Source organism: Pseudomonas sp. FG47 (assembly GCF_057809115.1).
In genome coordinates this window covers 1-26,549 of sequence record NZ_JBMDJI010000009.1, presented here as the reverse complement: position 1 = coordinate 26,549, position 26,549 = coordinate 1, and the positions used below count along the sequence as shown (strand labels likewise).

Annotated in this window: 25 protein-coding genes; 16 read left to right on the top strand and 9 right to left on the bottom strand. The window is 65.1% G+C overall.

Translation table 11 applies throughout. The features are described from left to right. Positions 1 to 190 precede the first annotated feature (190 nt). Positions 191 to 343 carry a hypothetical protein gene (locus ACODS5_RS09930; protein WP_489108530.1) on the top strand — a complete coding sequence of 51 codons (153 nt, stop codon included), beginning with the start codon at positions 191 to 193 and terminating at the stop codon, positions 341 to 343. Positions 344 to 373: 30 nt separating this feature from the next. Here ACODS5_RS09930 and ppk2 read toward each other — a convergent pair whose 3' ends face one another. Further along, positions 374 to 1,195, bottom strand: coding sequence for a polyphosphate kinase 2 (gene ppk2 / locus ACODS5_RS09925; RefSeq protein WP_489108529.1), 822 nt, complete (start codon positions 1,193 to 1,195; stop codon positions 374 to 376). Positions 1,196 to 1,408: 213 nt separating this feature from the next. Between ppk2 and ACODS5_RS09920 the strand changes: the two genes are divergently transcribed. From ACODS5_RS09920 to ACODS5_RS09910, 3 genes are all read left to right on the top strand, one after another. Then, on the top strand, positions 1,409 to 2,038 hold the full coding sequence (locus ACODS5_RS09920) for a hypothetical protein (protein ID WP_489108528.1): 630 nt from the start codon (positions 1,409 to 1,411) through the stop codon (positions 2,036 to 2,038). 266 nt (positions 2,039 to 2,304) lie between these two features. After that, on the top strand, positions 2,305 to 3,603 hold the full coding sequence (locus tag ACODS5_RS09915; RefSeq protein ID WP_489108527.1) for an MFS transporter: 1,299 nt from the start codon (positions 2,305 to 2,307) through the stop codon (positions 3,601 to 3,603). Between the two features lie 113 nt (positions 3,604 to 3,716). Then, on the top strand, positions 3,717 to 4,037 hold the full coding sequence (locus ACODS5_RS09910; RefSeq protein WP_134690527.1) for a hypothetical protein: 321 nt from the start codon (positions 3,717 to 3,719) through the stop codon (positions 4,035 to 4,037). 127 nt (positions 4,038 to 4,164) lie between these two features. Here the strand turns inward: ACODS5_RS09910 and ACODS5_RS09905 are convergent, their stop codons facing one another. Further along, positions 4,165 to 5,097 carry a LysR family transcriptional regulator gene (locus ACODS5_RS09905; protein ID WP_134690525.1) on the bottom strand — a complete coding sequence of 311 codons (933 nt, stop codon included), beginning with the start codon at positions 5,095 to 5,097 and terminating at the stop codon, positions 4,165 to 4,167. A 113-nt stretch (positions 5,098 to 5,210) separates the two neighbouring features. Here ACODS5_RS09905 and ACODS5_RS09900 point away from each other — a divergent pair, with 113 nt between their 5' ends. Both ACODS5_RS09900 and ACODS5_RS09895 read left to right on the top strand, forming a co-directional pair. Continuing rightward, positions 5,211 to 5,456 carry a DUF2790 domain-containing protein gene (locus ACODS5_RS09900; RefSeq protein ID WP_489108526.1) on the top strand — a complete coding sequence of 82 codons (246 nt, stop codon included), beginning with the start codon at positions 5,211 to 5,213 and terminating at the stop codon, positions 5,454 to 5,456. A gap of 99 nt (positions 5,457 to 5,555) precedes the next feature. Next, the gene (locus tag ACODS5_RS09895) at positions 5,556 to 6,860 is read left to right on the top strand and encodes an MFS transporter (protein ID WP_134690521.1); all 1,305 of its coding nucleotides are present in this window, start codon (positions 5,556 to 5,558) and stop codon (positions 6,858 to 6,860) included. A 58-nt stretch (positions 6,861 to 6,918) separates the two neighbouring features. Here ACODS5_RS09895 and ACODS5_RS09890 read toward each other — a convergent pair whose 3' ends face one another. Further along, complete coding sequence (locus ACODS5_RS09890) at positions 6,919 to 7,614, bottom strand: tRNA (adenine(22)-N(1))-methyltransferase (protein WP_489108525.1); 696 nt, start codon at positions 7,612 to 7,614, stop codon at positions 6,919 to 6,921. Positions 7,615 to 7,780: 166 nt separating this feature from the next. On the opposite strand from ACODS5_RS09890, the gene ACODS5_RS09885 reads away from it, so the two are divergent. The 5 genes from ACODS5_RS09885 (at position 7,781) to ACODS5_RS09865 (ending at position 13,748) form a co-directional block, all read left to right on the top strand. Continuing rightward, a complete protein-coding gene (locus tag ACODS5_RS09885) occupies positions 7,781 to 8,161 on the top strand; it encodes a RidA family protein (RefSeq protein WP_134690517.1) in 381 nt (126 codons plus the stop codon). A gap of 80 nt (positions 8,162 to 8,241) precedes the next feature. Continuing rightward, a complete protein-coding gene (locus ACODS5_RS09880) occupies positions 8,242 to 9,177 on the top strand; it encodes a hypothetical protein (protein WP_489108524.1) in 936 nt (311 codons plus the stop codon). 90 nt (positions 9,178 to 9,267) lie between these two features. Further along, positions 9,268 to 11,268 (top strand): peptidase U32 family protein, encoded by a 2,001-nt coding sequence (locus tag ACODS5_RS09875; RefSeq protein ID WP_134690511.1) that lies wholly within the window; start codon positions 9,268 to 9,270, stop codon positions 11,266 to 11,268. A gap of 132 nt (positions 11,269 to 11,400) precedes the next feature. Next, positions 11,401 to 11,958 carry a TetR/AcrR family transcriptional regulator gene (locus ACODS5_RS09870; protein WP_134690510.1) on the top strand — a complete coding sequence of 186 codons (558 nt, stop codon included), beginning with the start codon at positions 11,401 to 11,403 and terminating at the stop codon, positions 11,956 to 11,958. Positions 11,959 to 12,254: 296 nt separating this feature from the next. After that, on the top strand, positions 12,255 to 13,748 hold the full coding sequence (locus tag ACODS5_RS09865) for an aldehyde dehydrogenase family protein (RefSeq protein ID WP_489108523.1): 1,494 nt from the start codon (positions 12,255 to 12,257) through the stop codon (positions 13,746 to 13,748). A gap of 72 nt (positions 13,749 to 13,820) precedes the next feature. Here the strand turns inward: ACODS5_RS09865 and ACODS5_RS09860 are convergent, their stop codons facing one another. Together ACODS5_RS09860 and ACODS5_RS09855 are read right to left on the bottom strand one after the other, a co-directional pair. Then, complete coding sequence (locus ACODS5_RS09860) at positions 13,821 to 15,737, bottom strand: sigma-54-dependent Fis family transcriptional regulator (protein ID WP_489108522.1); 1,917 nt, start codon at positions 15,735 to 15,737, stop codon at positions 13,821 to 13,823. 155 nt (positions 15,738 to 15,892) lie between these two features. Beyond that, a complete protein-coding gene (locus tag ACODS5_RS09855) occupies positions 15,893 to 16,795 on the bottom strand; it encodes a helix-turn-helix domain-containing protein (protein ID WP_489108521.1) in 903 nt (300 codons plus the stop codon). Positions 16,796 to 16,958: 163 nt separating this feature from the next. On the opposite strand from ACODS5_RS09855, the gene ACODS5_RS09850 reads away from it, so the two are divergent. The 3 genes from ACODS5_RS09850 (at position 16,959) to ACODS5_RS09840 (ending at position 20,847) form a co-directional block, all read left to right on the top strand. Beyond that, positions 16,959 to 18,317 (top strand): glutamine synthetase family protein, encoded by a 1,359-nt coding sequence (locus tag ACODS5_RS09850; RefSeq protein ID WP_134690502.1) that lies wholly within the window; start codon positions 16,959 to 16,961, stop codon positions 18,315 to 18,317. 132 nt (positions 18,318 to 18,449) lie between these two features. Continuing rightward, positions 18,450 to 19,538 (top strand): polyamine ABC transporter substrate-binding protein, encoded by a 1,089-nt coding sequence (locus ACODS5_RS09845; RefSeq protein ID WP_134690500.1) that lies wholly within the window; start codon positions 18,450 to 18,452, stop codon positions 19,536 to 19,538. Positions 19,539 to 19,551: 13 nt separating this feature from the next. Continuing rightward, positions 19,552 to 20,847, top strand: a complete 1,296-nt coding sequence (locus ACODS5_RS09840; protein WP_489108520.1) for an NAD(P)/FAD-dependent oxidoreductase — start codon at positions 19,552 to 19,554, stop codon at positions 20,845 to 20,847. A 10-nt stretch (positions 20,848 to 20,857) separates the two neighbouring features. Here the strand turns inward: ACODS5_RS09840 and ACODS5_RS09835 are convergent, their stop codons facing one another. Then, positions 20,858 to 21,163, bottom strand: a complete 306-nt coding sequence (locus ACODS5_RS09835) for a helix-turn-helix domain-containing protein (RefSeq protein ID WP_046855774.1) — start codon at positions 21,161 to 21,163, stop codon at positions 20,858 to 20,860. Further along, on the bottom strand, positions 21,144 to 21,527 hold the full coding sequence (locus tag ACODS5_RS09830) for a type II toxin-antitoxin system RelE/ParE family toxin (protein ID WP_198754574.1): 384 nt from the start codon (positions 21,525 to 21,527) through the stop codon (positions 21,144 to 21,146). The genes ACODS5_RS09835 and ACODS5_RS09830 overlap by 20 nt, the downstream gene beginning before the upstream one ends. Before the next feature lie 179 nt (positions 21,528 to 21,706). On the opposite strand from ACODS5_RS09830, the gene ACODS5_RS09825 reads away from it, so the two are divergent. Then, positions 21,707 to 22,384, top strand: coding sequence for a DUF3313 domain-containing protein (locus ACODS5_RS09825; protein WP_489108519.1), 678 nt, complete (start codon positions 21,707 to 21,709; stop codon positions 22,382 to 22,384). A 100-nt stretch (positions 22,385 to 22,484) separates the two neighbouring features. Here the strand turns inward: ACODS5_RS09825 and ACODS5_RS09820 are convergent, their stop codons facing one another. Both ACODS5_RS09820 and ACODS5_RS09815 read right to left on the bottom strand, forming a co-directional pair. Next, entirely contained in the window at positions 22,485 to 23,759 is a 1,275-nt protein-coding gene (locus tag ACODS5_RS09820) for a serine/threonine transporter (protein ID WP_489108601.1), read from the bottom strand. A 192-nt stretch (positions 23,760 to 23,951) separates the two neighbouring features. Then, positions 23,952 to 25,328 (bottom strand): L-serine ammonia-lyase, encoded by a 1,377-nt coding sequence (locus ACODS5_RS09815; RefSeq protein ID WP_489108518.1) that lies wholly within the window; start codon positions 25,326 to 25,328, stop codon positions 23,952 to 23,954. 146 nt (positions 25,329 to 25,474) lie between these two features. Here ACODS5_RS09815 and ACODS5_RS09810 point away from each other — a divergent pair, with 146 nt between their 5' ends. After that, complete coding sequence (locus ACODS5_RS09810) at positions 25,475 to 26,410, top strand: LysR substrate-binding domain-containing protein (protein WP_134690490.1); 936 nt, start codon at positions 25,475 to 25,477, stop codon at positions 26,408 to 26,410. The last annotated feature ends 139 nt before the right edge of the window (positions 26,411 to 26,549 follow it).

The following is a 26,549-nucleotide window of genomic DNA, read 5'->3' as shown; positions in this document are numbered from 1 at the left end:
TGTCCAGTAAAATCGGCAATGCGCAACTCGACACCCGCGCCGCGCAGGGCTCGCTTAAGCTCCACTCGCAGGTCGGCGAAGGTGACATCGATGCAGGATACCGAACAACTTCGACGTTTGGCTGCTCAGCACGGTCAGGACTATGCCGTTCATAAAGCCTTAGCAGATCGGCTTGCACAGAAGTTCGGTGATGAAGCCCTGGCGCAGCAGCACCGACCGCGACGCAGGTAAGCCCCGACACCAGGGCCATGGCGCTGACCAGGATGATGGCCGTGAACGGATCGCCAGCGCCCGCAGGCCGGGCAACCAGCGTTCCCACCTGTCGCATCGACAGCGGGCCTGAAAGTGCTGTCGTGCATGCTGCCCTCCGGAGTCAAAAGCACTCGGCAACCATCTTGAACGGATAAGGCTGGGCCTTGTATTTACCGATCTTGCCGCGCTTGGGCAGCACCACTGTGTGTTCGCCGCGCAGGTCCTTGTAGGGGATCTGCTGCAACAGGTGGCTGATGATGTTCAGCCGCGCCTTGCGCTTGTCTTCCGAGCGCGCCATGTACCAGGGGGCCCAGGATGAATCGGAGGCGGCGAACATGTCGTCGCGGGCGCGGGTGTAGTCGTCCCAGCGGGTATAGGACTTGACGTCCATGGGTGACAGCTTCCACAGCTTGCGTCCGTCGTTGATACGGTCCTGCAGGCGCCGGGTCTGCTCCTCGGCGCTGACTTCGAGCCAATACTTGATGAGGATGATCCCCGACTCGACCATCATCCGCTCGAACATCGGCACCACGGTGAGGAACTTGCGCGCCTGCTCGTCGCTGCAAAAACCCATCACCCGCTCGACCCCGGCGCGGTTGTACCAACTACGGTCGAAGATCACCACCTCGCCGGCGGCCGGCAGGTGGGTCAGGTAGCGCTGGGCGTACATCTGGGTCTTTTCCCGCTCGGTGGGCGCTGGCAGCGCCACCACGCGGAACACCCGCGGGCTGACCCGTTCGGTGATGGCCTTGATCGTCCCGCCCTTGCCGGCACCGTCGCGGCCCTCGAAGACGATGCATACCTTAAGGCCCTTGGCCAACACCCACTGCTGGAGTTTGACCAGCTCCACGTGCAGGCGTTTGAGCTGCGCCTCGTAGGGCTTGCGTCCGAGCTTTTCCGACCCGTTGTCGCGCTTGCGTTTGCTGCCCCCGGCCTTGGTCATCGCCTGCTCCTCGTTGACGGGCCCCGGTGCAACCGGGGCGGATCAGAAGAGTATGGATGAGCACAGGCATATTGCCGGGCAAGCAGCAGTCGCGATGCCAGCGTTCTTTGCCAAGCGCCGCACAACCTCGCCGATATGTCGTCTTGCCATGATTGCGGGGGCTCTGGGGCACGGGTTTTAATCCTGGCGTCGTACATTCAAGGAAGCCTTACGATGGACAGGAAGCTCATAGTGCTGGCACTGCTGGCCACCTTGGCCGGCTGCTCGGAGGGCCAGCAGCCCAACGAAGCCGACCTGCGCCAGGCCGCCCAGGCCTACCTCGATACCCAGTACCCCTACTGTTTCGTGATCAGCGCTTTTCCTACCCGCACCCGCGACTTCGATGTCGAGGGAACCAACCAGGCCCTGCATGCGCTGGCCCAGGTCGGTGTGGTCAGCGAACGCGAGATCAGCCGCACCGAAGTCCCCGAGCGCCTTTGGCAACCGGCGCGCACCGATATCTACTATGCCTACGAGCTCACCGACGAGGGCCGCCGCTACTACAAGCCCGAGGTGCGCCGGAACAAGGCTGGCAGCCTGGGTGGGTTGTGCTTTGGCAAGGCCGAGGTCACCGCCATCAAGGGCTTCAGTGAACCCAGCGAGCGCCAGGGACGCACCCAGGCACAGGTCACCTATAGCTACCGGGTGACCGACCTGCCGAGCTGGGCCGCCGATCGCGCGGTGCAGGCGGGCATCGCCGGGCTTGGCCAGGCGGTGGCCAGCGCTGGCCAACCCTTGGAGGAAACCCGCGGCATGGTGCTGACCGAACAGGGCTGGGTGCATGAGCGGTTGCTGGTCAATTGAAATAGGGGTGTTTGCCGCGAATCAGGCTGCATCTGGGGCACCGAGTGCCGTCCGTGCGGGCGGCGCTCGGTGCCCCAGGCGCTGTAAATGCCAGGACAAACACCGCTGCGGCCTCTCGTCGCAGGCACCTCCCCCTTGGCAAATCCGCCACACACCGTAAAATCCCGCCTCCTTTTCCCGTCGCCCCCGGCCTTGCGCCTCCTGCCCAAGCGCAGCGCTCGCACGCCGACACGGCGTACATCCGCGTGTTCCAACTTGAGGTACGTATGTCTGCGCGTTTGCTGGCGATGGCGCTGGCTCCCCTGCTCGGCTTGTTCATCATTGCCCTGGGCAATGGCTTCCTGTCGTCCCTGACCACCCTGCGCCTGGGCGCCGCCGGCGAATCGGCAACCACCATCGGTATCGTCTCCTCGACCTACTTCATCGGCCTGACCCTGGGCGCGGTGTTCAACGACCGGTTGATCCTGCGCATCGGCCATATCCGCGCCTACAGCAGCTTCGCCGCGTTGATCGGTGCGACCATCCTGCTGCAGGGGCTGTTCTACGACACCATCTGGTGGTCGGTGCTGCGCCTGATCAACGGCTGGGCCGCCGTCGGCGTGTTCCTGGTCATCGAGAGCTGGTTGCTGCTGGCCGGCGACGCCAAGATCCGCGGTCGTCTGCTGGCGCTGTACATGATCGCCTTCTACGGCGCCGGAGTGATCGCCCAGGCCGGCCTCGGCGAGATCACCCGGCTGGGCGATACCGCGCCGTTCATGCTCGCCGGCATGCTGGCCACGCTGTCGGTGCTGCCGATCGTGATCCTGCCGCGGGTATCGCCGCTGCTGGACCAGGTCGAGCCGCTCAAGCCGCGCCAACTGTTGGGCGTGGCGCCGACCGGGCTGGTCGGCTGCTTTGGCTCCGGCGTGGCCATTGCCGCGATCTACACCCTGCTGCCGCTGTACTTGCAGCGCATCGGCATGGATGTGGGCGAGGTCGGCGGGATGATGGCCTGGGTGATCCTCGGTGCCATGCTGTTGCAATACCCGGTGGGCCGCTGGTCCGACCGCAAGGACCGGCAGACCGTGCTGATCGCCCTGGCGGCGCTGTGTACCGTGCTGTCGCTGCTGATCGTGCTGCTGCCGACCGACACCGTGCTGCTGCCGGCCCTGCTGTTCCTGCTCGGCGGCGGTGTGTTCGCGCTGTACCCGGTGGCGGTCAGCAGCGCCGCCGATCGCGCCCCGGCCGATGCGCTGGTACCGATGATCCAGGGCCTGCTGCTGATCAACTCACTGGGTTCGGCACTGGCGCCGCTGGCCATTTCGCCGATGATGACCTCCTACGGCGAGGTCGGGCTGTTCTGGGCCTTCGCGGTGATCAACCTGGCCATGGTCGGGTTCTTCCTGTGGCGCCGTGGCAAACGCCCGGCCCCGGAGCACCCGGCACCGTTCGCGCCGACGGCGACCTTCTCGCCGACCGGTGCCGAACTGCGGGTCACCGAGGACCTGATGCACGCGGCCCAAGAGCATCCGACCCTGGATGCGATGCAGGCCGCGCCCCCGAGCGCTCGGGCCGACCTCGGCTGAGCCCGCCAAGGGCCGCTGCGCGGCCCTGCTCATGACCGGTCGTCGCGCCGCCGGCACCCCGGCGCCGCATCGGCGGCCAAAGCCATGACAGTTCATCCGACAGGAGACGCATCATGGTCCGTAACCGCCCCCTCGCCGTCCTGCTGGCCCTGGCCATGGGCCTGGCCTCGACCGCCAGCTTCGCCGCCACCGATATGCACGGTGGTTCTAGCCACAGTGAACATTCATCGGGGGATCAGCCCAAGGGCAAGACTGCCGGCGAGGATGGCAGCGTGAACGCTCCCGGCGGCGGCCGGAGCAATGACAGCAACGATACCGGCAGCGGTGCGGATGCCGCCGACGGGGCCGCTGGCGGCTCCAATAGCACCGGCGAGGCAACCGGCAGTGGCGCTGGGGCATCGGGAGGTACCGCCGAGGACCAGGACAGCCGCTAAGGTTTGAGGCAATTGCCGTAGGAGCTGGCCTTGCCGGCGAACCAGCGGCGCCCTCGGTGCCAGGCACCGGGGCGCGTGATTCGCCAGCAAGGTTGGCGCCTGCCGGCAGGGCCGCCAATCAGGCCGTTCAACGCCAATATCGCGCCTGCTCCACCACCCGCTCGTGCTCGGCGAACAGCAACGGCAACTGTGCCTTGAGATAATCCAGCCAGGTGCGCACCTTGGCATCCAGGTAATGCCGCGACGGGTAGATCGCATAGATCTCGCGCTGGCGTAGACGGTGCGGGGCCAACAAACGCAGCAGGCGGCCTTCTTCCATCGCCAGGCTCGCCGAATAATAAGGCAGCAGCCCGATCCCCATGCCCAGCTCCGTGGCCTTGAGCATCGCGTCGGCGACGTTGGTCAGGAAGGTGTCCTGCGGCACGATCACGCACTCCTGCGGGTTACCCTCGAACGACCAGTCCTCCTCGAACAACGGGTCGACCGTGCGCAGGCAGACATGCCCGTGCAGGTCTTCAGGGCGCCGTGGCACGCCCTGGCGCTCGAGGTAGTCAGGCGAGGCGCACAGAATGCTGTGGATGCTGCCCAAGGGGATGGCGATCAGTTGCGAGTCCGGCAGGCCCTGGCCGATGGCGATCACCACATCATGTCCTTCGGCCAGCGGGTCGGGGTTGCGCTGGGACAGGGTCAGCTCCATGACCACTTCCGGGCAGGTCGCGTTGTAGCGCGCCACCAGGGGCATCATCAACAACCCCAGGCCGTGGGTGCAATGGATGCGCAAGCGCCCACGCGGAGTCAGGTGGGCACCACGGGCCTCGTCCATGGCTTCTTCGGTGAGCAACATGATCTGGCGGGCACGTTCCAGGAAGCGCTCGCCCGCCTCGCTCATGCGCAGGCGTCGGGTGGTGCGATGCAGCAGGCGGGTCTGCAACTGGTTCTCCAGTTCGGCAACGATCCGCGACACCTGCGCCGCCGAGATGTCCAGGGCCGTGGCCGCCGCCGCGAAGCTGCCGCATTCCACGACCCGGGCGAATGTGCGCATTGCATGCAGCATATCCATGAGCTGATGCCTCATTCATACATAATGGGCATGAATCTATCACGGGATAGCCCATTTATTGTGAAACGTAAATGAATGGATCATGAGGCATGTTTCATAAACAGGAGCTGCTCATGAAATCTTCACTCGCCTTCATCGCCCTTTGCACTTCGCTGGCTTCGTTCGGCGCCTTTGCCGCCACCGAAGCGCAAGCCTACGAATACGGCATGCCGCTCGACGTGGCCAAGGTCATCTCGATCACCCCGGCGAGCAACGCCGCCAGTTGCCAGCTCGGCACCGCGCACATGGTCTACATCGACCGCCAGGGCCAGACCCGCGAAGTCGACTACCGCGAAATGGGCAACTGCTCGCAGCAGTGAGCCGCGGGAAAAATACCAGCCAACGTGCTGAAAGTGCATTTGCCCTGCCCTCGCCGCACCGCATGATCTTCCGGGACAACAACAAGAACAGCCCGGACCATGAACCCGACCGATACCTCCGCCGCGCCCCGCGCGCTCGCCTCGTCCAGCGCCCATGCCCGTGTTACCTGGCGGCTGATGCCGCTATTGCTGGTGTGCTACCTGTTCGCCCACCTGGACCGCATCAACATCGGCTTCGCCAAGATGCAGATGAGCGCCGACCTAGGCTTTTCCGACACGGTCTACGGCTTTGGCGCCGGGCTGTTCTTCATCGCCTACGCGCTATTCGGCGTGCCCAGCAACCTGGCCCTGGAACGGGTCGGGCCGCGCCGCTGGATCGCCACGCTGATGATCACCTGGGGGCTGCTGTCCAGCGCCATGATGAGCGTCGAGGGCGCCACCGGGTTCTATGCCCTGCGTTTTTTGCTGGGGGTGGCCGAAGCGGGCTTCTTCCCCGGCATCCTGGTGGTGCTCAACCGCTGGTACCCGGCCCGACGCCGGGCCCAGGTGACCGCGCTGTTCGCCATCGCCGTGCCGCTGGCCGGGGTGCTCGGCGGGCCGCTGTCCGGCGCTATCCTCCAGGCCTTCCATGACCACGGCGCGCTGCGCGGCTGGCAGTGGATGTTCTTGATCGAGGGCTTGCCGGTGGTCCTGCTGGGCCTGTTGGTGCTCAAGGCCCTGCCGGACAGCTTCGAGCAGGTGAGCTGGCTGAGCACCGCGCAAAAGCATGCCCTGCGCACGGAAATGGCCGGCGAGCAGCGCCGCAAACCGGTCACCTCCTGGCGCGGGCTGTTCAGCGATGCCCATGTGTGGTTGCTGGTGGCGGTGTATTTCGCGGTGATGCTGGCGGTCAACACCCTGGCGTTCTGGATGCCCAGCCTGATCCATGGCGCCGGTATCGGCAGCGACGGCCAGGTCGGCCTGCTCAGTGCCATGCCCTACCTGGCCGGCTGCCTGTTCATGCTGGCCTGCGGGCGCTCGTCCGATCGCCTGGCTGAACGTCGTTGGCACCTGTGCGTGCCGCTGCTGATGGCCGCCGCCGGCATCGCCCTGGCGGGCCTGGTGCCAGCTAGCCCAGTGCTGGTGATGGCTGGGCTGGTGGTCGCCGGCATGGGCGCCAGCGCGGCCCTGCCGATGTTCTGGCAACTGCCGCCGGCGTTCCTGGCGGGCGCTGCCCAGGCCACCGGGATTGCCATGATCAGTTCGTTCGGCAGCATCGCGGCGTTCCTGGCGCCTTACCTGATCGGTTGGATGCGCGATACCGCCGGCAGCCCGGGGCTGGCCCTGCAGGTGCTGGCGGTGGCGATCATGCTGGGAGGCTTGCTGGTGCTCAAGGTGCCGGCGGCACTGGCGAATCCGCGGTGATCGCCTTAGGCTCCGGCCAGCCTGGTTCCTATGGTTAGCGGGGTGTCGCGCGCAGCAATCAGCCCAGCAGCTCGCTGATCCAGCGGGCCTGCTGGGTCATCTCACGTACTTTCTCCTCCGGTACCGCCTGCCGTGCCCGGGCGAAGTTTTCCAGGGTCTGCTGCTTCTGGCGCAGCATGCGCCGCCATTTCACCAGGAACGCCGGGCTGCGCGCCTCCATCAGCAACGGGCCGAAATACAGCTGCTCGGCGCTATAGCTCACCGCCTCGCTGCGTTCGGCAACGATGATCTCGTAGTCGAAACGGTTCTCGCGCAGCACTTCCTCGACCAAGATCCGATAGCCGTTATCCATCAACCACTGACGCAGCGCCTGCTCGCCGCCGTTGGGCTGCAGGATCAGGCGCTCCTGGCCGCTGAGATACGCCTTGCCCGCCTCGAGGATGGCGCGGATGGTCTCGCCGCCCATGCCGCAGACACTGACCGCGGTGATGCCATCCTGCGCCGCGATCGCCGCCAGGCCATCGGCGTGACGCACGCTGACCTGCGCCTGGAGGCCGTTCTCACGCACGGTGCGCTGCGCCGAAAGAAACGGCGTCAATGCCACCTCGCCAGCCACCGCGGCGCTGATCGCCCCACGGCGCACCAGCGCCACCGGCAGGTAGCCGTGGTCCGAGCCGATATCGGCCAGGCGCGCGCCCGCCGGTACATGGGCCGCCACGCGCTCAAGGCGCGCGGACAATCTGTGTTGGTTCAACTGCTGCCTCTCTCACAACCTGGCCCCGGCGCCTACGGCCGGGTCGGGGCGCGATTCTGCCGGGCCTGGCCGTGCATTTCAAATGCCCGCGACCAGCACCCGCCTCGACCTGCCCGGCGCGCTCAAGTAGGCTTGGCGCTTTCCTTCGGTTGCAAGGCGAGCCCCCATGGCCAATAACGACATCATCTACACCCCCGACCCGGACACCGACTCGATTTCCTCGGACGTCGCCGAGTACAACGGCATCCTGGTCAGTACCCAGATCCCGGTGCGCGCCGATGGCAGCCTGGAACTCGGCGACATCACCACCCAGTGCGAATGCACCCTGCAGGCGCTGAAAGTCGCCCTGGAGCGCGCGGGCAGCTCGATGGACCGGGTGCTGCACCTGACCATCTACCTCACCGACATGGCCGACCGCGCCGCGTTCAACGAGGTCTATCAGCGCTTCTTCAGCAAGCCATGGCCGGTGCGCGCGGCAGTGGGCGTGGCGGCGCTGGCGTTCGAAGGGATGCGCGTGGAAGTGACGGCGATGGCGGCCAAGGGCTGATTGCCGTGTGAAGCTCGCCAAGCAGCGGGCTTCGCACCCTCCAAACCGCATGTGAACCACTGCCTTCGGAGCAAGCTGCCATGACCGTCGATGGTCCACCGCAACCTCGAGCACGCCTCAGGTTTTCTGTCTATACCAAGCTGATCGAAGAGTTGCAGAGGCACGCCCAAGGCCAGCGCTACTTCGCCCATTACATCGAACCCGCGGTCCCGGTAGAGGAACTTAGCCATGAACAGGCAGAGGACTATGTCGATGTGTATCTGATGGGGATACTGGAGCGCTGCCATCTGGCCTGCATCACCTCCCTCGCCAGATCCGTACGCTGGATGCGAGCTACCGAGCAACAACGTGACGCCGCGAATATTCTGGGTTTTTCGGCATCCTTGAGAGGGTTTCTGGAGGCCGCGGCAGATGCCAATGATGTACTGATGTACCTGTTGCAGTGCTTGCACCACTCCTTTCCCTTACTCTATTTGCGCCTGCACAAATCGCAGCGAAACCTTCCAGTTCCCGACCTGGAGCACTTGGAAAACTTGCTGATTCATTACGCCTTCGCACGCAGGCATTCAAAACAGGAAAAAGCCCTTCCTCACCACGCCAATCGCAGTAATGCGCAATACATCGCCGGGCTCGAAGCGATGGGCGCAAGCGGGGCGAAGGCGCTGTACAGCGACCTGTGCGAGTTGACTCACCCAGCGGCGGCCTCGGTAGACTGCTTCATGCACGCGACGGCGCAGGAAAGCGCACTGGATTTCAGCCAGGATGCGGCGCTGATCGAGGGAATCCTCGATACCTATGAGGACACCATAAACACCGCGTTAGGCTTGAGTGCGAATCCTGCGCTTGTGTCACTGGCGATCCTGAGCCGGATTATGCAAGTGGCTGCGCCGGAACCACGAGTGTTCGCCGGTATCGGCAACGCATCAGCGATCCTCACGCAACTGGACAGGTTTCTGGCTAGCGCGAACCTTGCTGGTTTCGAGTACAGTCACGACCAGTGGCTGGCTTCACTTTAGCCGTTGAGTTGTATATTCCTGCTGGCCGTGCGCCAAAGCGCATTCACCGCTACAATGCCCGCCTCACCGTGAAGCCCGACCTATAACGACATGTCCCTTCCAAAGCACCACCTGGAACTGCTCAGCCCTGCCCGTGACGTGAGCATCGCCCGCGAGGCGATCCTGCACGGCGCTGACGCCATCTATATCGGCGGCCCGAGCTTCGGCGCGCGCCACAACGCCTGCAACGATGTCAGCGACATCGCCGGCCTGGTCGAGTTCGCCCGGCGCTATCACGCCCGGGTGTTCACCACCATCAACACCATCCTCCACGACAACGAACTGGAACCCGCGCGCCAGCTTATTCACCAGCTGTACGACGCCGGCGTCGACGCGCTGATCGTCCAGGACCTGGGGGTGATGGAGCTGGACATCCCGCCAATCGAGCTGCATGCCAGCACCCAGACCGACATCCGCACCCTGGAGCGGGCCAAGTTCCTCGACCAGGCCGGTTTTTCCCAGTTGGTGCTGGCCCGTGAACTGAACCTGCAGCAGATTCGCGCCATCGCTAGCGAAACCGACGCGGCCATCGAGTTCTTCATCCATGGCGCGCTGTGCGTGGCTTTCTCCGGCCAGTGCAACATCTCCCACGCCCAGACCGGGCGCAGCGCCAACCGTGGCGACTGCTCCCAGGCCTGCCGCCTGCCGTACACCCTCAAGGACGACCAGGGCCGCGTGGTCGCCTTCGAAAAACACCTGCTGTCGATGAAGGACAACAACCAGACCGCCAACCTGGCCGACCTGGTCGATGCCGGCGTGCGCTCGTTCAAGATCGAGGGCCGCTACAAGGACATGGGTTATGTGAAGAACATCACCGCCCACTACCGCAAGGAACTCGACGCCATTCTCGAAGGCCGCCCGGAACTGGCTCGCGCTTCCAGCGGGCGCACCGAGCACTTCTTCCTGCCCGACCCGGACAAGACCTTCCACCGCGGCAGCACCGACTATTTCGTCACCGACCGCAAAGTCGACATCGGCGCCTTCGACTCGCCGACCTTCACTGGTTTGCCGGTGGGCGTGGTGGAAAAAGTCGGCAAGCGCGACCTGCAAGTGGTCACCGAGGTGCCGCTGACCAACGGTGACGGCTTGAACGTGCTGGTCAAGCGCGAAGTCGTAGGTTTTCGCGCGAACATCGCCGAGCTCAAGAGCGAGTCCGAGGAGGACGGCCAGAAGCGCTACCGCTACCGCGTCGAACCCAACGAAATGCCTCAGGGCCTGGACAAGCTGCGGCCGAACCACCCGCTGTCGCGCAACCTCGACCACAACTGGCAGCAGGCCCTGCAGCGCACCTCGTCCGAGCGCCGTGTCGGCGTCCAATGGCACGCGGTGCTGCGCGAACAGCGCTTGCTGCTGACCCTCGGCAGTGAGGAAGGCATCAGCGTGCAAGTAGCGCTGGACGGCCCATTCGGCGCGGCCAACAAGCCACAGCAGGCGTTGGAGCAACTGCATGATCTGCTCGGCCAGCTGGGTACCACGATGTACCACGCCAACGCCATCGAGCTGGATGCGCCACAGGCGTACTTCATCCCCAACTCGCAGCTCAAGGCCCTGCGCCGCGAAGCCATCGAGGCACTGACCCAGGCCCGCGTCCAGGCCCACCCACGCGGCTCGCGCAAGGCCGAAACCACGCCACCGCCGGTGTACCCGGAGTCGCACCTGTCGTTCCTGGCCAACGTCTACAACCAGAAGGCCCGCGACTTCTACCATCGCCACGGCGTGCAACTGATCGACGCGGCGTACGAAGCCCACGAGGAGCACGGCGAAGTGCCGGTGATGATCACCAAGCACTGCCTGCGCTTCTCGTTCAACCTGTGCCCCAAGCAGGCCAAGGGCGTCACCGGGGTGCGCACCAAGGTAGCGCCGATGCAACTGATCCAGGGCGACGAAGTGCTGACCCTGAAGTTCGACTGCAAACCGTGCGAGATGCATGTGATCGGCAAGATGAAAAGCCACATCATCGACTTGCCGACCCCCGGCAGCGCGGTGGCCCAGGTGGTCGGGCACATAAGCCCGGAAGACCTGCTCAAGACCATCCCACGCGCCCCTCACTGATCCAGTAGCAGCCAGCTTGCCGGCGAACCAGCGGTTCGTCGGCAAGACGCATCAGTAAATTTGAGTCTTTTTAGTCTCATATGGCACACTTGATCTTCTTTGGCATAGCCAGACATCGACTCGAGGCCACCCATGCGTATCACCCTCCAAGAAGAACGCCTGCTCAAGGCGCTGGCCCACGCCATCGTGGTCCACCCCCGCGCCACCCTGAAGGAACTGGCAGAAACCGCTGGTGTCAGCAAGGCCACCCTGCACCGCTTCTGCGGCACCCGGGAAAAGCTGGTGAGCATGCTCGAAGACCATGGCGAACAAGTACTCAACCATGTCATCCAGGAAGCTGACTTGACCCAGGCCGAGCCGCTCAACGGTATTCGTCACCTGATCGCCGAACACCTCAAGCATCGGGAGATGCTGGTGTTTCTAATGTTTCAGTATCGCCCCGACACCCTGCTCAATGACGCCGAGGACCAGCGCTGGCTGGCCTATACCCAGGCCATGGACGCCTTCTTCCTGCGCGCCCAGCAACTGGGCGTGCTGCGCATCGACATCAGCGCGGCGGTATTCACCGAGATGTTCATGACCATGATCTACGGCATGGTCGATGCCGAACGCCGCGGCCGAGCCGCCAGCGCCAACACCGCCCAGACCCTCGAGCAGTTGTTCCTGCACGGGGCCCTGGCGCCAGCCTGAAGCCAGCGGCAGCTAGCGCTCGGCGAGCACCTTGTGTCGCCTATCAAGCCGAGTGCCGCGCGGGCGGCGCTCGGCTTGATAGGCGCTGCATCTGCGTCGTCGAACACCTGTCAGCCATCACGCAAACCCCAAGCCCCTGTCTCACCCCGTCTCATTCTGCGACACCCCACGCCAACCCCAGCCCGCGCCACCCAGGACCAAACCCGTTAGCGCCGGGCCTCATCGCAACTTCACAGCCCTTGGCACGCCCCTTGCCAAAGCCCTGGCCACCCCCAAAAGCCAAGAGGCACCGTCCCATGAATACCGAACTGCCGATCCTCCCCGCTACCCGCGCCTTCCTGGCGCGCAAGCTGAAGATGCGTATCGGCGCCGAGTGGCAGGATGCCGCAAGTGGCCAGACCATGACCTTCCGCAACCCGGCCACCGGGGAAGTGCTTGGTGAAGTGCCCTCGGCCCAGGCCCAGGACGTGGACCGCGCGGTACAGGCCGCGCGCCAGGCCTTCGACGACTCGGCGTGGAGCCGCATGCGCCCCCGCGAACGGCAGAACCTGCTGTGGCGCCTGGCCGACCTGATGGAGCGCGATGCCCAGCAGCTCGCCGAACTGGAGTGCCTGAACAACGGCAAGAGCGCCGTGGTGGCCAAGGTGATGGATGTGCAATTGGCCATCGACTTCCTGCGCTACATGGCCGGCTGGGCCACCAAGATCGAAGGCAGCACGGTCGAGCCTTCCATGCCACTGATGCCCGAAGGCGACTTCCACGCCTTCGTCCGCCGCGAAGCCGTGGGCGTGGTCGGCGCCATCGTCGCCTGGAACTTCCCGCTGCTGCTGGCCTGCTGGAAACTCGGCCCGGCCCTGGCCACCGGCTGCACCATGGTCCTCAAGCCCGCCGACGAAACTCCGTTGAGCGTGCTCAAGCTCGCCGAGCTGGTGGATGAAGCCGGCTACCCGGCTGGGGTGCTCAACGTGGTCACCGGCACTGGCCTGAACGCCGGCGCGGCCCTCAGCCGCCACCTCGGCGTGGACAAGCTGACCTTCACCGGCTCCACCGAGGTCGGCAAGCTGATCGGCAAGGCGGCCATGGACAACATGACCCGTGTCACCCTCGAGCTGGGCGGAAAGTCGCCGACCATCGTCATGCCCGATGCCAACCTGCAGGAAGCCGCCGCCGGCGCCGCCATGGCGATCTTCTTCAATCAGGGCCAGGTGTGCTGCGCGGGCTCGCGCCTGTACGTGCACCGCAAGCACTTCGACAACGTGGTGGCCGACATCGCCGGCATCGCCAATGGCATGAAACTGGGTAACGGCCTGGACCCTTCGGTGCAGATGGGCCCGCTGATCTCGGCCAAGCAGCAGGACCGGGTCACTGGCTACATCAACCTGGGCCGCGAACTGGGCGCGACCCTGGCCTGCGGCGGCGAAGGCTTCGGCCCGGGCTACTTCGTCAAGCCCACGGTGCTGGTGGATGTCGATCAGCGCCACCGCCTGGTGCAGGAGGAGATCTTCGGGCCGGTGCTGGTGGCCATGCCGTTCGATGACCTCGACGAAGTGGTGCGCCTGGCCAACGACAACCCCTATGGCCTGGGCGCGAGCATCTGGTCCAACGACCTGGCGGCGGTGCACCGCATGATCCCGCGGATCAAGTCTGGTTCGGTGTGGGTCAACTGCCACAGCGCCCTGGACCCGGCGCTGCCGTTCGGCGGCTACAAGATGTCCGGCGTGGGTCGGGAAATGGGCGCGGCGGCGATCGAGCATTACACCGAGCTCAAGGCGGTGATGATGAAGCTCTGACGGCCCGACCTCAAGTGCACCTGTAGGCGCCAGCCTTGCTGGCGCACCACACGAGAGCAGGCGCCCGGTGGCTCAGCCGGGCAGCTGCTTGAGCTTGCGGTACAGCGTCGCCCGGCTGATGCCCAGGGCCCCGGCGGCGGCCGAGACATTGCCCTGGTGCCGGGCCAGGGCGGCGCGGATCAACTCCATTTCGTTGTCGCGCAGGCTGCCGGAGGGCGCCGCCTCACTGGCCAGCTCGTCGAGCAGGCAATCGGTGAGGTGACCGAGGGTCAGCACCTGTTCATCGACCTCGCGCATGGCCAGGGCGGTGCGTAGGACCATCTCCAACTGGCGGATGTTGCCTGGCCAGTCGAAACCCTCGAGCAACGCGGTCAATGGCGGGTCGAGGCTCACGCCACGGCCGCCAGACTTATCCAGCAAGCCCCGGACGATCGCCGCCAGGTCCTCGCGTTCGCGCAAGGCCGGCAGGCGCAGTGATACACCGTTGACCCGGTAGTACAGGTCTTCGCGAAAACGCTGCTCGGCCACCAGGCGCTTGAGGTCGCGGTGGGTGGCGCAGATCAGCGCGACGTCGATGTCTTGTTCGTCGCCGGCGCCCAGCGGCGCGACTCGGCGCTCCTGCAGCACACGCAACAGGCGGGCCTGCAGGGCCAGTGGCATGTCGCCGATCTCGTCGAGGAACAACGTACCACCATGGGCCTGCAGCAACCGCCCGACCATGCCGCCCCGGCGCGCCCCGGTGAAGGCGCCGTCGCGATAGCCGAACAGTTCCGACTCGATCAAACCTTCGGGGATCGCCGCACAGTTGACCGCCACGAACGGCTTGTCGGCGCGCGGCCCGGCCTGGTGCAGGGCGCGGGCGGTGACTTCCTTGCCGGTGCCGGTCTCGCCCAGCAGCAACACCGGCAATCCACTGGCAAGGCCTTGGCGGGCCATGCGCAAGGCCCGGGCCAGACGCGTGTCGCCACCGGCCAGAGCCTCGAGGGCCTGGGCCTTGGCCGTCGACGTCGACCGGGGCGGCGCCACCGCGCCCTTGAGCGCCGTTTGCCGCGGCAGTTGCAGGGCACGGAAGAAGAATTCGCCGCGGGCGGTCTGCGCACTGCTCACCCCGCCCTGCCACAGACGGGCGATGAAAGCTGGCGAGCGTTCGCCCAGCAGGTCACTGGCATGCTGACCGAGCAGGGCCTGGCGGCTTGTCCGCAGCAGTTGGCAGGCATTGTCGTTGGCGGCCAGCACCTCGCCGTCCAGGCTCAACGCCAGCAAGCCCTGCCAGGCGCTGGCCAGGTACTGCGGGCGGCTATGGAAGGCCAGCACTAGGTGCTCGGCCTGTTGCAGCGCGAACAACCGGTTCTCGATCTGCCCGGCGGCCAGCAGCAGCGTCGACAGGCTGTCCTGGGGCTGGGCCATGACACCCTCGCGCGTCACGTCGAGCACGCCGACCACCTCGCCTTGCGGGTCGCGAAGTGGCACCGAGGTGCAGGAGAACGGGCTGAGCCGGTCGAGGTAGTGCTCGCCGCAGTTGATCAGGGTCGGTTGGCCTTCGACCACCGCCGTGCCAATGGCGTTGGTGCCGCGCAGCGCCTCGCTCCAGCAACTGCCTGGGTGCAGGTCGCGCAGGCCCTCGCGGGCCAGCACCTGCTTCTGGCCCTCGATGGCCAGCACATTGGCCTGGGCATCGCCAAGAATGACGATGCCGCTCTTGCCCTGGCGCTTGACCAGGTAATCCAGCTCCGGGGTGACGGCATCGATGAGCTGGCGGTTGTGCTCCAGCAGCGTACGCAGGTCCAGGCCCTGGTCGGTGCCAAGGCCCACCTGCTCGCCTTGCAGGCAGTCCAGGCCATGGCTGAGGCTGCGCCGCCAGGAGGCGTCGATCTCGTCACGCAGCATGCCCGAGGGCAGCTCGCCTTCATTGGCCAGTTTCAAACGCACCAGGCGCGATTGCTGCAGGGGGTCGCTGGCGTTGGGGGTCGAGGTGTTGGGTCGCGCCATTGGCATGCTCCTGCGGTGTCTCGTGGGGACGAGGCATCGGATTTTTCGGCAGTGTGCGTCAGAAATGGCTTGGCGTCATCTGCTGTTGGCGTTGAGAGGGATCTACCGTTAGATACTCGGCGCCTATGCGACCGAGCACCGGCTCCCCCCGCGCGTCAAAACCCGCGGGCCCGTCGCAGCGTCTCGCTCGGCAACTCGCGAAACAGCTGCCGATAACTCTCGGAAAACCGCCCCAGGTGCCAGAACGACCAACGCATGGCCACTTCGGCTACCGTCACGCCGTCTTCGCGCAGCAGATCGCGCCGCGCGCCATTGAGCCTGCGCAAACGCAGCCAGTGCGCCGGCGGCAAGCCGGTGAAGGCCTTGAACGCCTGCTGCAACTGGCGCAGCGAGACCCCGGCAACCCGGGCCAGCTCCAGCAGGTTGAGGGTTTCCTCCGGGCAATCGGCGGCCCATTCGCTGACTCGGCGCATGATCGCCCGTTCCTCGTCGCGCCGCCCCAGGGCCTGGCCTTGCAGGCGCTGGCCGGCGTTGTCGAGGATGAACAGGCAGTCCTCCAGCAGTTGCTCGGCCAGCACCCGCCCCTCCAGCGGGCGCTCAGCCTGCCCCAGGCGCGTCAGCGTGGCGCTCAGCCAGTTGCCGAACAGGGCGTTCTGCTGGCAGCTCAGCGGCACCATGAACAGCCCGCGCAAGCGCTCCAGGTCCAGGCCATGGCTGGCCAGGAACGGCTGCTCGAACACCACCGCCACCTCCTGGTAGTTCTCCGGGGTGATCCAGATATTGCGGCTGTCTTCGTTGAGCAGGTACAGGCTGTTCTCGCTGCGGTCGAAACAGAACGCCAAGGCACCACTCGGCGCCCGGAAAAACTGCTCGACCCGGGTGTTCAGGCGCTCTTCGTAGACCTCCACGCCCTCCAGCTCGAGCCAGCGCAACTGCCCGTTGAAATGCCCCGGGGACATCTGCCGGTACTGCTGCTGCCAACCTGGGGTGGCGCGGATCTGCTCGGTCACATCGGTGGTCCGTAAATCCTGGACCTGCAAGGCGGTTGGCGTATTCACGCACGGTCCTATTGCACTCTTTTGGTGCATTAAACAGCGAAGAAAGTGGATAGATCGCCCCGCGGGGCTGCGCCCAAGATAGCCCTCAGCGTCACCTGTGGGAAGTGCCCCACGGCACAGCGCGCCTTGCGTCCCACCACAACAACCCAACCAAGAGGTCTGTATGAACGCCCCCTTCGATCAGCTGTCCACCTGGCTGAAAGAACACCGGATCACCGAAGTCGAATGCGTGATCAGCGACCTGACCGGCATCGCCCGCGGCAAGATCGCTCCGACCGCCAAGTTCCTCCACGAGCGCGGCATGCGCCTGCCTGAAAGCGTGCTGCTGCAGACCGTCACCGGCGACTACGTCGATGACGACATCTACTACAGCCTGCTCGACGCCGCCGACATCGACATGGTCTGCCGCCCCGACCCCACGGCGGTATACCAGATCCCCTGGGCCATCGAACCGACCGCCATCGTCATCCACGACACCTTCGACAAACAGGGCAAGCCCATCGAGCTGTCGCCGCGCAACGTCCTGAAAAAAGTGCTCAAGCTTTACGCCGACAAGGGTTGGCAGCCGATCGTCGCGCCGGAGATGGAGTTCTACCTGACCCAGCGCTGCGAAGACCCGGACCTGCCGCTGCAAGTGCCAATGGGCCGTTCGGGCCGCGCCGAAAGTGGTCGCCAGTCGTTCTCCATCGACGCGGCCAACGAATTCGACCCACTGTTCGAAGACGTCTACGACTGGTGCGAACTGCAAGGCCTGGACCTGGATACGCTGATCCACGAAGACGGCCCGGCGCAGATGGAGATCAACTTCCGCCACGGCGATGCCCTGGACCTGGCCGACCAGATCACCGTATTCAAACGCACGATGCGCGAGGCGGCGCTCAAGCACAATGTCGCCGCCACCTTCATGGCCAAGCCGATCACCGACGAACCGGGCAGCGCCATGCACCTGCACCAGAGCGTGATCGACATCGCCAGCGGCAAGCCTATCTTCGCCAACGAAGACGGCAGCATGAGCGAATTGTTCCTGCACCACATCGGTGGCCTGCAGAAGTACATCCCCAAGCTGCTGCCGATGTTCGCGCCGAACGTCAATTCGTTCCGCCGCTTCCTGCCCGACACTTCGGCGCCGGTGAACGTCGAGTGGGGCGAGGAAAACCGCACCGCCGGGCTGCGCGTGCCAACCTCCAGCCCCGAGGCCATGCGCGTGGAAAACCGCCTGCCGGGCGCCGACGCCAACCCCTACCTGGCCATCGCCGCGAGCCTGTTGTGCGGTTACATCGGCATGGTCGAACGACTCGAGCCGAGCGCCCCGGTGCAAGGTCGCGCCTACGAGCGGCGCAACCTGCGCCTGCCGATCACCATCGAGGACGCCTTGCAACACATGGAGGACTGCGAGGTGGTGCGCCAGTACCTGGGCCAGCAATTCGTCCAGGGCTACGTGGCGGTCAAGCGTGCCGAGCACGAAAACTTCAAGCGCGTGATCAGTTCGTGGGAGCGGGAGTTCCTGCTGCTCAGCGTCTGATCAATTACACACCTTGTGGGAGCGGGCTTGCCCCGCGACGAGACCTTCAACCCGATCGCGGGGCAAGCCCGCTCCCACGACGTCCCAACACCGAACCATCACGACCCAGAACAAGACCAACGAGGTGTCGACATGCGTCATCCACAAGCCCTGCTTCCCGCAACCTTCGCCCTGCTGTTCGGCGCCAGCGTCCAGGCCCAGCCGACGGTGAGCGTTTACAACTGGACCGACTATATCGGCGAGACGACCCTCGCCGACTTCCAAGCCAGCAGCGGCATCAAGGTGGTCTACGACGTGTTCGACTCCAACGAGACCCTGGAGGGCAAGCTGCTGGCCGGGCGCACCGGCTACGACGTGGTGGTGCCCTCCAACCATTTCCTCGCCCGCCAGGCCCAGGCTGGCGCGTTCCTGCCCCTGGACCGCAGCAAGTTGCCGAATTGGCGGCACCTGGATCCGAAACTGCTCAAGCAACTGGAGCAGAACGACCCTGGCAACCAGTACGCCGTGCCCTACCTGTGGGGTACCAACGGCATTGGCTACAACGTCGACAAGGTCAAGGCCGTGCTGGGTATCGACAAGGTCGACTCCTGGGCCGTGCTGTTCGAGCCGGACAACCTGAAGAAGCTCAAGCAGTGCGGCGTGGCGTTCATGGACTCTCCCGACGAACTGTTCCCGGCCATGCTCAACTACCTGGGCATGGACCCACGCAGCGAGAAGTCCGACGACTACAAGAAGGCCGAGGCCCGCCTGCTGGAGCTGCGCCCGTACATCACCTACTTCCACTCCTCCAAGTACGTCTCGGACCTGGCCAACGGCGATGTCTGCGTGGCCTTCGGCTACTCCGGCGACGTGTTCCAGGCCAGCCATCGCGCCGAGGAAGCCGGCAACGGCGTCAAGGTCGCCTACAGCATTCCCAAGGAGGGCAGCAACCTGTGGTTCGACCTGCTGGCCATCCCCAAGGATGCCAAGAACGCCGACCAGGCCTTGGCCTTCATCAACTATCTGCTCGAACCGAAGGTGATCGCCAAGGTCAGCGCCACGGTCGGCTACGCCAACGCCAACCCGGATGCCAAGGCCGACATGGCCCCGGCGCTGGTCGACAACCCCGAGATCTACCCGCCCCAGGAGGTGCTGGACAAGTTGTATGTCTCGACCATGCCCAGCCCCGGGATCCTGCGGCAGATGACCCGCTCCTGGAGCAAGATCAAGTCCAACCGCTGAGCCGAGCCCGCCCATGCCACAGATGAATGAACACACCGCGTCCTACTATGCCGCCAGCGCGCGTCAGGGCACGACCTACCCCACGCTGGACCAGGACCTGCAGGTCGATGTCTGCGTGCTCGGCGGCGGCCTGACCGGGGTCAACACCGCCCTGGAGCTGGCCGAGCGCGGCCTCTCGGTGATCCTGCTGGAGGCCCGCCGCATCGGTTGGGGCGCCAGCGGGCGCAATGGCGGGCAACTGATCCGCGGCATCGGCCATGACGTCTCGGGCTTTGCCCGGCACGTCGGCCAGGAGGGCGTGCGTTACCTCAAGCAGGCCGGCATCGACTCGGTGGCGCTGGTCGCCCGCCGTATCGCGCAATATGGCATCGACTGCGACCTGCGCTGGGGGTTCTGCGAGCTGGCCAACACTCCTGCCCAGTTCGCCGCATTCGAGGACGAGCAACGCGACCTCGCCGACCTGGACTATCCGCATGAGACCCACCTGGTCGGCCCCGAGCGCATGCACGAGATCGTCGCCAGCGACCTGTACGCCGGTGGCCTGGTCGACATGGGCTCGGGCCATCTGCACCCGCTCGACCTGGTCCAGGGCGAAGCCCGCGCCGCCCATGGCCTGGGGGTGCGCATCTTCGAGCAAAGCCCGGTACTGCGCATCGAACATGGCAGTACGGTGACCCTGCACACCGCCCGCGGCAGGGTGCGGGCGCAGAGCCTGGTGCTCGGCTGCAACGCCCACCTCGACGAACTGGAGCCACGCCTGAGCGGCAAGGTGCTGCCGGCCGGCAGCTACGTGGTGGCGACCGAGCCACTGCCCGAAGGCCTGGCGCGCACGCTGATCCCGCAGAACATGGCGCTATGCGACCAGAAAGTGGGCCTGGACTATTACCGCCTGACCGCCGACAACCGCCTGCTGTTCGGGGGCGCCTGCCACTATTCCGGACGCGACCCCAAGGACATCGGCGCCTACATGCGGCCCAAGGTGCTCAAGGTGTTCCCGCATCTGGCCGAGGTGCGTCTGGACTACCAGTGGGGCGGCATGATCGGCATCACCGCCAACCGCTTCCCCCAGGTCGGCCGGCTCAGCCAGCACCCCAACGTGTTCTATGCCCAGGGTTATTCCGGGCATGGGCTGAACGTCACCCACTGGACGGCGAAACTGCTCGCCGAAGCCATCGCCACCGAGCAAAGCCATGGCTTCGATGTGTTCCGCGCGGTGCCGCACCTGACCTTCCCCGGCGGCAAGGCACTGCGCTCGCCGCTGCTGGCGCTGGGAATGCTGTGGTACCGCTTGCGCGAGACACTGGGCTGACGGCCCACCGTCAAAGAATGGCCTGCAGCCCCTTGTCGGCAATGATGTTCAGCAGCTTCAAGGCCGGACCGGCCGGGCGTGTTTCGCCCTGCTCCCATTTGCGCACTGTCGATGCGCTGGTGTGCAGGTGCAGGGCGAACACCGGTTGGCTGAAGTTAAGGGCTTCACGCAAGTGGCGGATGTCCTGGGCAGTGAACGCTCGCACCGGAGCCGGGCAGATCGCCTCGAAGTCCCTCAGCGTGACCTTGCCGACAGCACCGGCCTGCTCCAGGGCCGACAGGTCGGCACGCAATGACTCAATGAGTTTGCTGGTCACAGTGGACCTCCATCAATACCCCACAGCCCAATGCCTTGGCCAGGGCGTGGGGTGATAATTCCAGAAATACCTTGCCGGTGAACTGCAGGGCCTTTTGCTCGGCCGGCGTGACATTGGCCAGGTCGCTTTTGGCGAATCCATGCAGGAACACATATCGATCGCCTATACGAGCCGACAGTAGCGTGCGGTAACCACCCCGCTTGCCACTGCAAAGGCCAGCAATGCGCTTCTTGAACAATAAACCGCCAAGACTCGCGTCAACCAACCCACTCTGCATTTCTGCAACTGCCCGACAGAGCAGGTGGTCCGGCAAGCACTCCCTGGCTTGCCAGCGGGCAAACTCCCTACGCTTGTAGACATCCATGATCGGCACTCTAAACATACCCGTAAAGGGCATACTTTTCCACTTTCAGTGATGAATGGATAGTCAGCCCAATCAGGTTGATTGGTGGGAAACGGCAACTGTCGACAGCCCGAACGCTGGCCTTCGGCCCACCACCTGCTAGCGTTGTTCTGGCCCCTTCCCTCATGGACCTCGTCATCATGAAGCACCTGCCTCGCACCACCCTGCTGTGCGCTGCTTTGTTGGCCCTGGTTGCCTGCTCCAGCAACCGTGTCGATCCCAAGGACTATTCCGGGTTTCTCAAGGACTACAGCCGCCTGAAGCCGGCCGAAAGCGTCTCCGGCGCGCCGGTGATGCGCTGGATCGACCCAGACATCAAGGCCAGCCAGTACACCAAGGTGTTCATCGAACCGAGCCAGTTCTATCCCAAGCCCCAGCCCACCGACGTGATCTCGGCGCAGACCCTGCAAGAGATCACCCGCTACTTCAACGAAGCGATGCGCCGGGAGCTGGGCAGCGTGCTGACCCTGGTCAAGACCCCCGGGCCGAATACCATCGTGGTGCGCCCGGCGATCACCGCCGTGTCCACCAGCACGGAAGGCCTCAAACCTTATGAAGTGATCCCCATCGCACTGGTCGCCGCCGCGGTCAACACCGCCGCCGGTGGCCGCGACCAGCAAGTCGACATCGCCGTGGAAGCGGCTTTCCTCGACGCTGCCAGCCAGAAGGTCGTGGCCCAGGTGGTGCGCAAAGGCAGCGGCAAGGAACTGGAGAACAAGACCACCCAGTTGACCCTGAACGACGTCAAACCGGTGCTCGATGGCTGGGCTAGCGACATGCGCCGCAGCTTCGTGGCCCTGCGACAGAAAGCCAAGTGAGGGTGCACAGCGCCTGAGCGGTGAAACCCGCGCGGGACAAACTCACCCCAGGTCCGCATCATGGCGTGGGGGCGAGTTTGTCCCGCGATGCTTTAGCGCCTCAGGCGATGAAACTGTAGAAAATCGCCGACAGCGTGATCAGGCCGATCAGCACCACGAACACATTCGACAGCCGCCCCGAATACTGGCGCAGCGCCGGCACCCGGTGCACGGCGTACATCGGCATCAGGAACAACAGGCAGGCGATCACTGGGCCGCCCAGGCTCTCGATCAGCCCAAGGATGCTCGGGTTCAGGGTCGCCACCGCCCAGCAGGTCAGCACCATGAACAGCGCCGTGACGCGCTCCAGGCGCTTGGCCGGCCAGGCTTTGCCACGCCCGCGCAGGCTCTTGACGATCATGCCCTGGAAGCCTTCGCTGGCACCGATGTAGTGGCCCAGGAACGACTTGGTGATCGCCACCAGGGCGATCAGCGGCGCGACGAAAGCGATCACCGGGGTCTGGAAGTGGTTGGCCAGGTACGACAGGATCGAGATGTTCTGCGCCTTGGCCGCGGCCAGGTCCGCCGGGCTCAGGGCCAGCACGCAACTGAAGCAGAAGAACATCACCGTCAGCACCATCATCACGTGGGCGGTGGCCAGGGTGCGGCCGCTCTTGCGGTCGGCATCGCCACCGTAGCGGTGCTTCTGGTCGACGGCGAAGGCCGAGATGATCGGTGAGTGGTTGAACGAGAACACCATCACCGGAATCGCCAGCCACAGGGTCAGCAGCAGTTTCGAGGCGCTCAAGCCCTCGTTGGCCTGGGCGAAGAAGGCGCCATTCCAGTTGGGGATCAGGCTCAGGGCCAGCAACAGCAGCGAGGCGACGAAGGGATAGACCAGCACGCTCATGGCCTTGACGATGATCTGCTGGCCACAGCGCACCACGATCATAAGCCCGCAGATCAGCAGCAACGCGAGCAAGGCCCGGGGCGGCGGCTCGATGTGCAACTGATGCTCGAAGAAGCTGGTCAGGGTATTGGTCAGCGCAACGCTGTAAACCAGCAAGATCGGGAAGATGGCAAAGAAGTACAGCAAGGTGATCAGCTTGCCGGCACCCGTGCCGAAGTGCTCTTCGACCACCTCGGTGATGTCTTCGTTGCCGCCCTTGCGCCCGGACAGCACGAAGCGGGTCAGGGCGCGGTGGGCGAAGAAGGTCATCGGGAAGGCCAGCAGTGCCAGGATCAGCAATGGCCAGAAGCCACCAACCCCGGCGTTGATCGGCAGGAACAGGGTGCCGGCGCCGATGGCCGTGCCATACAGGCCCAGGGCCCAGGTGGTGTCGTGACGGTTCCAGGTGGTCGAGCCCGCAGCCGGGGCAGCCGAATCCGCACGCATGCGCGTGGTGCTTTGTACATCAGTCATGGGTATCGCCTTGTAGTTGTTTTTGTCGCAGGTACAGCGGGTATTGCAGGTTCATTCAGGTTTGCGGGGCACTGCGAGGGAGCAGGCTAGCCCCGCGATGGGTTTGCCATCGCCGGGCAAGTCGCATCGGCGCACCGCCGCTCCCATGCAGTCAGCGCTTGTTTTTCAGCACTCGACGAAAGCGACAGCCAGGCCGCCGCGGGAGGTTTCCTTGTAGTTGGCATGCATGTCGGCACCAGTGTCGCGCATGGTGCGGATTACCCGGTCCAGGGAAATGAAGTGCTCGCCATCGCCGCGCAGGGCCATCTGCACGGCATTGATCGCCTTCACCGCGGCGATCGCGTTGCGCTCGATGCAGGGAATCTGCACCAGGCCACCGACCGGGTCGCAGGTCAGCCCCAGGTTGTGCTCCAGGGCGATCTCGGCGGCGTTCTCCAGTTGCGGCGCGGTGGCGCCCAGCACCTCGGCCAAGCCGGCGGCGGCCATCGAGCAGGCCGAACCGACCTCGCCCTGGCAACCGACTTCGGCACCGGAAATCGAGGCGTTCTTCTTGCACAGGATGCCCACTGCGGCGGCGGCCAGCAGGAACGCCACCACGTCGTCGTCGCAGGCACCGGGGTTGAACTTCATGTAGTAGTGCAGCACCGCCGGGATGATCCCTGCCGCACCGTTGGTGGGCGCGGTGACCATGCGCCCGCCAGCGGCGTTCTCTTCATTGACCGCCAGGGCGAACAAGTTGACCCACTCCATGGCGCTGAGGGTCGAGCCGATCACGTTGGGCTTGCCCAGTTCCTGCAAGCTGCGGTGCAGGCGCGCGGCACGGCGCTTGACCTTGAGCCCACCGGGCAGGATGCCCTCGTTGCGCAGGCCGTTACTGACGCACTCGCCCATCGCCGCCCAGATCTTCAGCAGCCCTTCGCGCACTTCGCTTTCTGGCCGCCAGGCGCATTCGTTGGCCAGCATCAGCTGGCTGACGCTGAGGTTGTGGGCCTTGCACAGGGCCAGCAGTTCGGCACCGCTGGAAAACTCGTAAGGCAGCTCGACCTGCCCACCCCCACCCTGCGGCGCATCGATCTCGCTAGCCTCGACAATGAAACCGCCACCGACCGAATAATAGGTCTGGCTGAACAGGCTGGCCTGGCCGGCGAAGCTTTCGACGGTCATGGCATTGGGATGGTAGGCCAGGTTCTCGTCGAGCAGGCGCATGTCGCGGGCATACTGGAATTCGACTGGATGGCTGCCATCGAGCAGCAGGCAGTTTTCCTGCATCAGTTGGTCGATGCGTGGCTCGATGCTCTGCGGGTCGATACGGTCGGGCCACTGGCCCATCAACCCCAGCAGGCACGCGCGGTCGGTGGCATGCCCCACGCCAGTGGCCGACAGCGAGCCATACAGGCGCACCTCGACCCGCGTCACCTGGGCCAGCAGGCCTTGTTCACGCAGGGCCTGGGCGAAGGTCGCGGTGGCGCGCATCGGGCCGACGGTGTGGGAGCTGGACGGGCCGATGCCAATCTTGAAAAGGTCGAAAACACTGATAGCCATGCTAATGCCTGACCATGACGCACAACAGAAACACGCCATGGCTCTCTGAAAAAATTGAACGGTATTACAAAGTTGCGCGATACTGCCGCGCTCAGGTCGGCTTGACCAACGAAACTTCCTACACAAGCCTTTAGCAGGACTAAACGATGAAAGGGCCGCTCAATGGCCAGGTGTTCGTCTGGCTGCATGTGTTTTCCTGCGCCGCGCGGCACCTGTCGTTCACCCGCTGCGCCGAGGAACTGCACATCACTCCCGGCGCGGTCAGCCAGCAGATGCGCCAGCTCGAGGAGCGCCTGGGCTTTCGCCTGTTCCTGCGTCGTGCCCGTGGGGTCGAGCTGTCGGCCGAGGGGCAGCGTCTGGCCCAGACCGTGGCCGAGGCCTACGGCAGCATCGAAGCCGAACTGCTGCGCCTGGATGCTGGCGAAATCCGCGGTACCCTGCGCCTGCGCTCGATCCCCTCGTTCCTGGCCAAATGGCTGACGCCGCGCCTGCCGCGCTTCCAGCAGCGCTACCCGGACATCGAACTGCGCCTGGTGGCCGAGGACAGCAACCAGGCCCTGCATCCGCAGGACTTCGACCTGGCCATCGACCTCAACGACGGCAGCTACCCGGGCATGCTCTCCACTCCGCTGCTGGACGAGCAGATCTTCCCGGTCTGCTCCCCGGCACTATTGCGTGGCCGCCCGCCGCTGCATGGCCCGGCCGACCTGGCCCACTATCCGCTGCTGCACGACATCACTGCCTGGCGCGGCAGCTCGGAGTACGCGGAATGGGAGTTTTACCTCGACGGTATCGGTGCCGCCGGGCTGGACGTGCGGCGTGGACATACGTTCAACCGCAACCACCTGACCATCGAGGCGGCCATTGCCGGCATCGGCGTGGCCATCGCCCGGCGCACGCTGCTCAACGACGAGCTCGAGCGTGGCGCCTTGATCGTGCCGTTCGGCGTGCCGATCGCCAACCACAAGCGCTATGTGCTGCTGTACCCGCCGGGTGGGTTGAACCAGCCAGGCGCACGGGCGGTGCATGACTGGCTGGTGGAGGAAGCGCAAGGTTTCAGATCGATGTGGGAGCGAGGCTGATGCCGTTGCCGTTGCCGTTGCCGTTGCCGTTGCCGATCAAAAGGCTAGCGCCAACCCCAGCGAGCGACAGCTGCGCCAGTGCAAGCGCCGCCCGTAACTTCGCGACTTCAGGAGGCCGAACGCAGGCCTTGCGAAGGGA

What these genes read in the sequence shown, in the direction of transcription:
- ACODS5_RS09930 (WP_489108530.1), top strand. Translation starts at nt 191, where the DNA reads ATGAAGCCCTGGCGCAGCAGCACCGACCGCGACGCAGGTAAGCCCCGA.
- ppk2 (WP_489108529.1), bottom strand. Translation starts at nt 1,195, where the DNA reads ATGACCAAGGCCGGGGGCAGCAAACGCAAGCGCGACAACGGGTCGGAA.
- ACODS5_RS09920 (WP_489108528.1), top strand. Translation starts at nt 1,409, where the DNA reads ATGGACAGGAAGCTCATAGTGCTGGCACTGCTGGCCACCTTGGCCGGC.
- ACODS5_RS09915 (WP_489108527.1), top strand. Translation starts at nt 2,305, where the DNA reads ATGTCTGCGCGTTTGCTGGCGATGGCGCTGGCTCCCCTGCTCGGCTTG.
- ACODS5_RS09910 (WP_134690527.1), top strand. Translation starts at nt 3,717, where the DNA reads ATGGTCCGTAACCGCCCCCTCGCCGTCCTGCTGGCCCTGGCCATGGGC.
- ACODS5_RS09905 (WP_134690525.1), bottom strand. Translation starts at nt 5,097, where the DNA reads ATGGATATGCTGCATGCAATGCGCACATTCGCCCGGGTCGTGGAATGC.
- ACODS5_RS09900 (WP_489108526.1), top strand. Translation starts at nt 5,211, where the DNA reads ATGAAATCTTCACTCGCCTTCATCGCCCTTTGCACTTCGCTGGCTTCG.
- ACODS5_RS09895 (WP_134690521.1), top strand. Translation starts at nt 5,556, where the DNA reads ATGAACCCGACCGATACCTCCGCCGCGCCCCGCGCGCTCGCCTCGTCC.
- ACODS5_RS09885 (WP_134690517.1), top strand. Translation starts at nt 7,781, where the DNA reads ATGGCCAATAACGACATCATCTACACCCCCGACCCGGACACCGACTCG.
- ACODS5_RS09880 (WP_489108524.1), top strand. Translation starts at nt 8,242, where the DNA reads ATGACCGTCGATGGTCCACCGCAACCTCGAGCACGCCTCAGGTTTTCT.
- ACODS5_RS09875 (WP_134690511.1), top strand. Translation starts at nt 9,268, where the DNA reads ATGTCCCTTCCAAAGCACCACCTGGAACTGCTCAGCCCTGCCCGTGAC.
- ACODS5_RS09870 (WP_134690510.1), top strand. Translation starts at nt 11,401, where the DNA reads ATGCGTATCACCCTCCAAGAAGAACGCCTGCTCAAGGCGCTGGCCCAC.
- ACODS5_RS09865 (WP_489108523.1), top strand. Translation starts at nt 12,255, where the DNA reads ATGAATACCGAACTGCCGATCCTCCCCGCTACCCGCGCCTTCCTGGCG.
- ACODS5_RS09860 (WP_489108522.1), bottom strand. Translation starts at nt 15,737, where the DNA reads ATGGCGCGACCCAACACCTCGACCCCCAACGCCAGCGACCCCCTGCAG.
- ACODS5_RS09850 (WP_134690502.1), top strand. Translation starts at nt 16,959, where the DNA reads ATGAACGCCCCCTTCGATCAGCTGTCCACCTGGCTGAAAGAACACCGG.
- ACODS5_RS09845 (WP_134690500.1), top strand. Translation starts at nt 18,450, where the DNA reads ATGCGTCATCCACAAGCCCTGCTTCCCGCAACCTTCGCCCTGCTGTTC.
- ACODS5_RS09840 (WP_489108520.1), top strand. Translation starts at nt 19,552, where the DNA reads ATGCCACAGATGAATGAACACACCGCGTCCTACTATGCCGCCAGCGCG.
- ACODS5_RS09830 (WP_198754574.1), bottom strand. Translation starts at nt 21,527, where the DNA reads ATGGATGTCTACAAGCGTAGGGAGTTTGCCCGCTGGCAAGCCAGGGAG.
- ACODS5_RS09825 (WP_489108519.1), top strand. Translation starts at nt 21,707, where the DNA reads ATGAAGCACCTGCCTCGCACCACCCTGCTGTGCGCTGCTTTGTTGGCC.
- ACODS5_RS09820 (WP_489108601.1), bottom strand. Translation starts at nt 23,759, where the DNA reads ATGCGTGCGGATTCGGCTGCCCCGGCTGCGGGCTCGACCACCTGGAAC.
- ACODS5_RS09815 (WP_489108518.1), bottom strand. Translation starts at nt 25,328, where the DNA reads ATGGCTATCAGTGTTTTCGACCTTTTCAAGATTGGCATCGGCCCGTCC.
- ACODS5_RS09810 (WP_134690490.1), top strand. Translation starts at nt 25,475, where the DNA reads ATGAAAGGGCCGCTCAATGGCCAGGTGTTCGTCTGGCTGCATGTGTTT.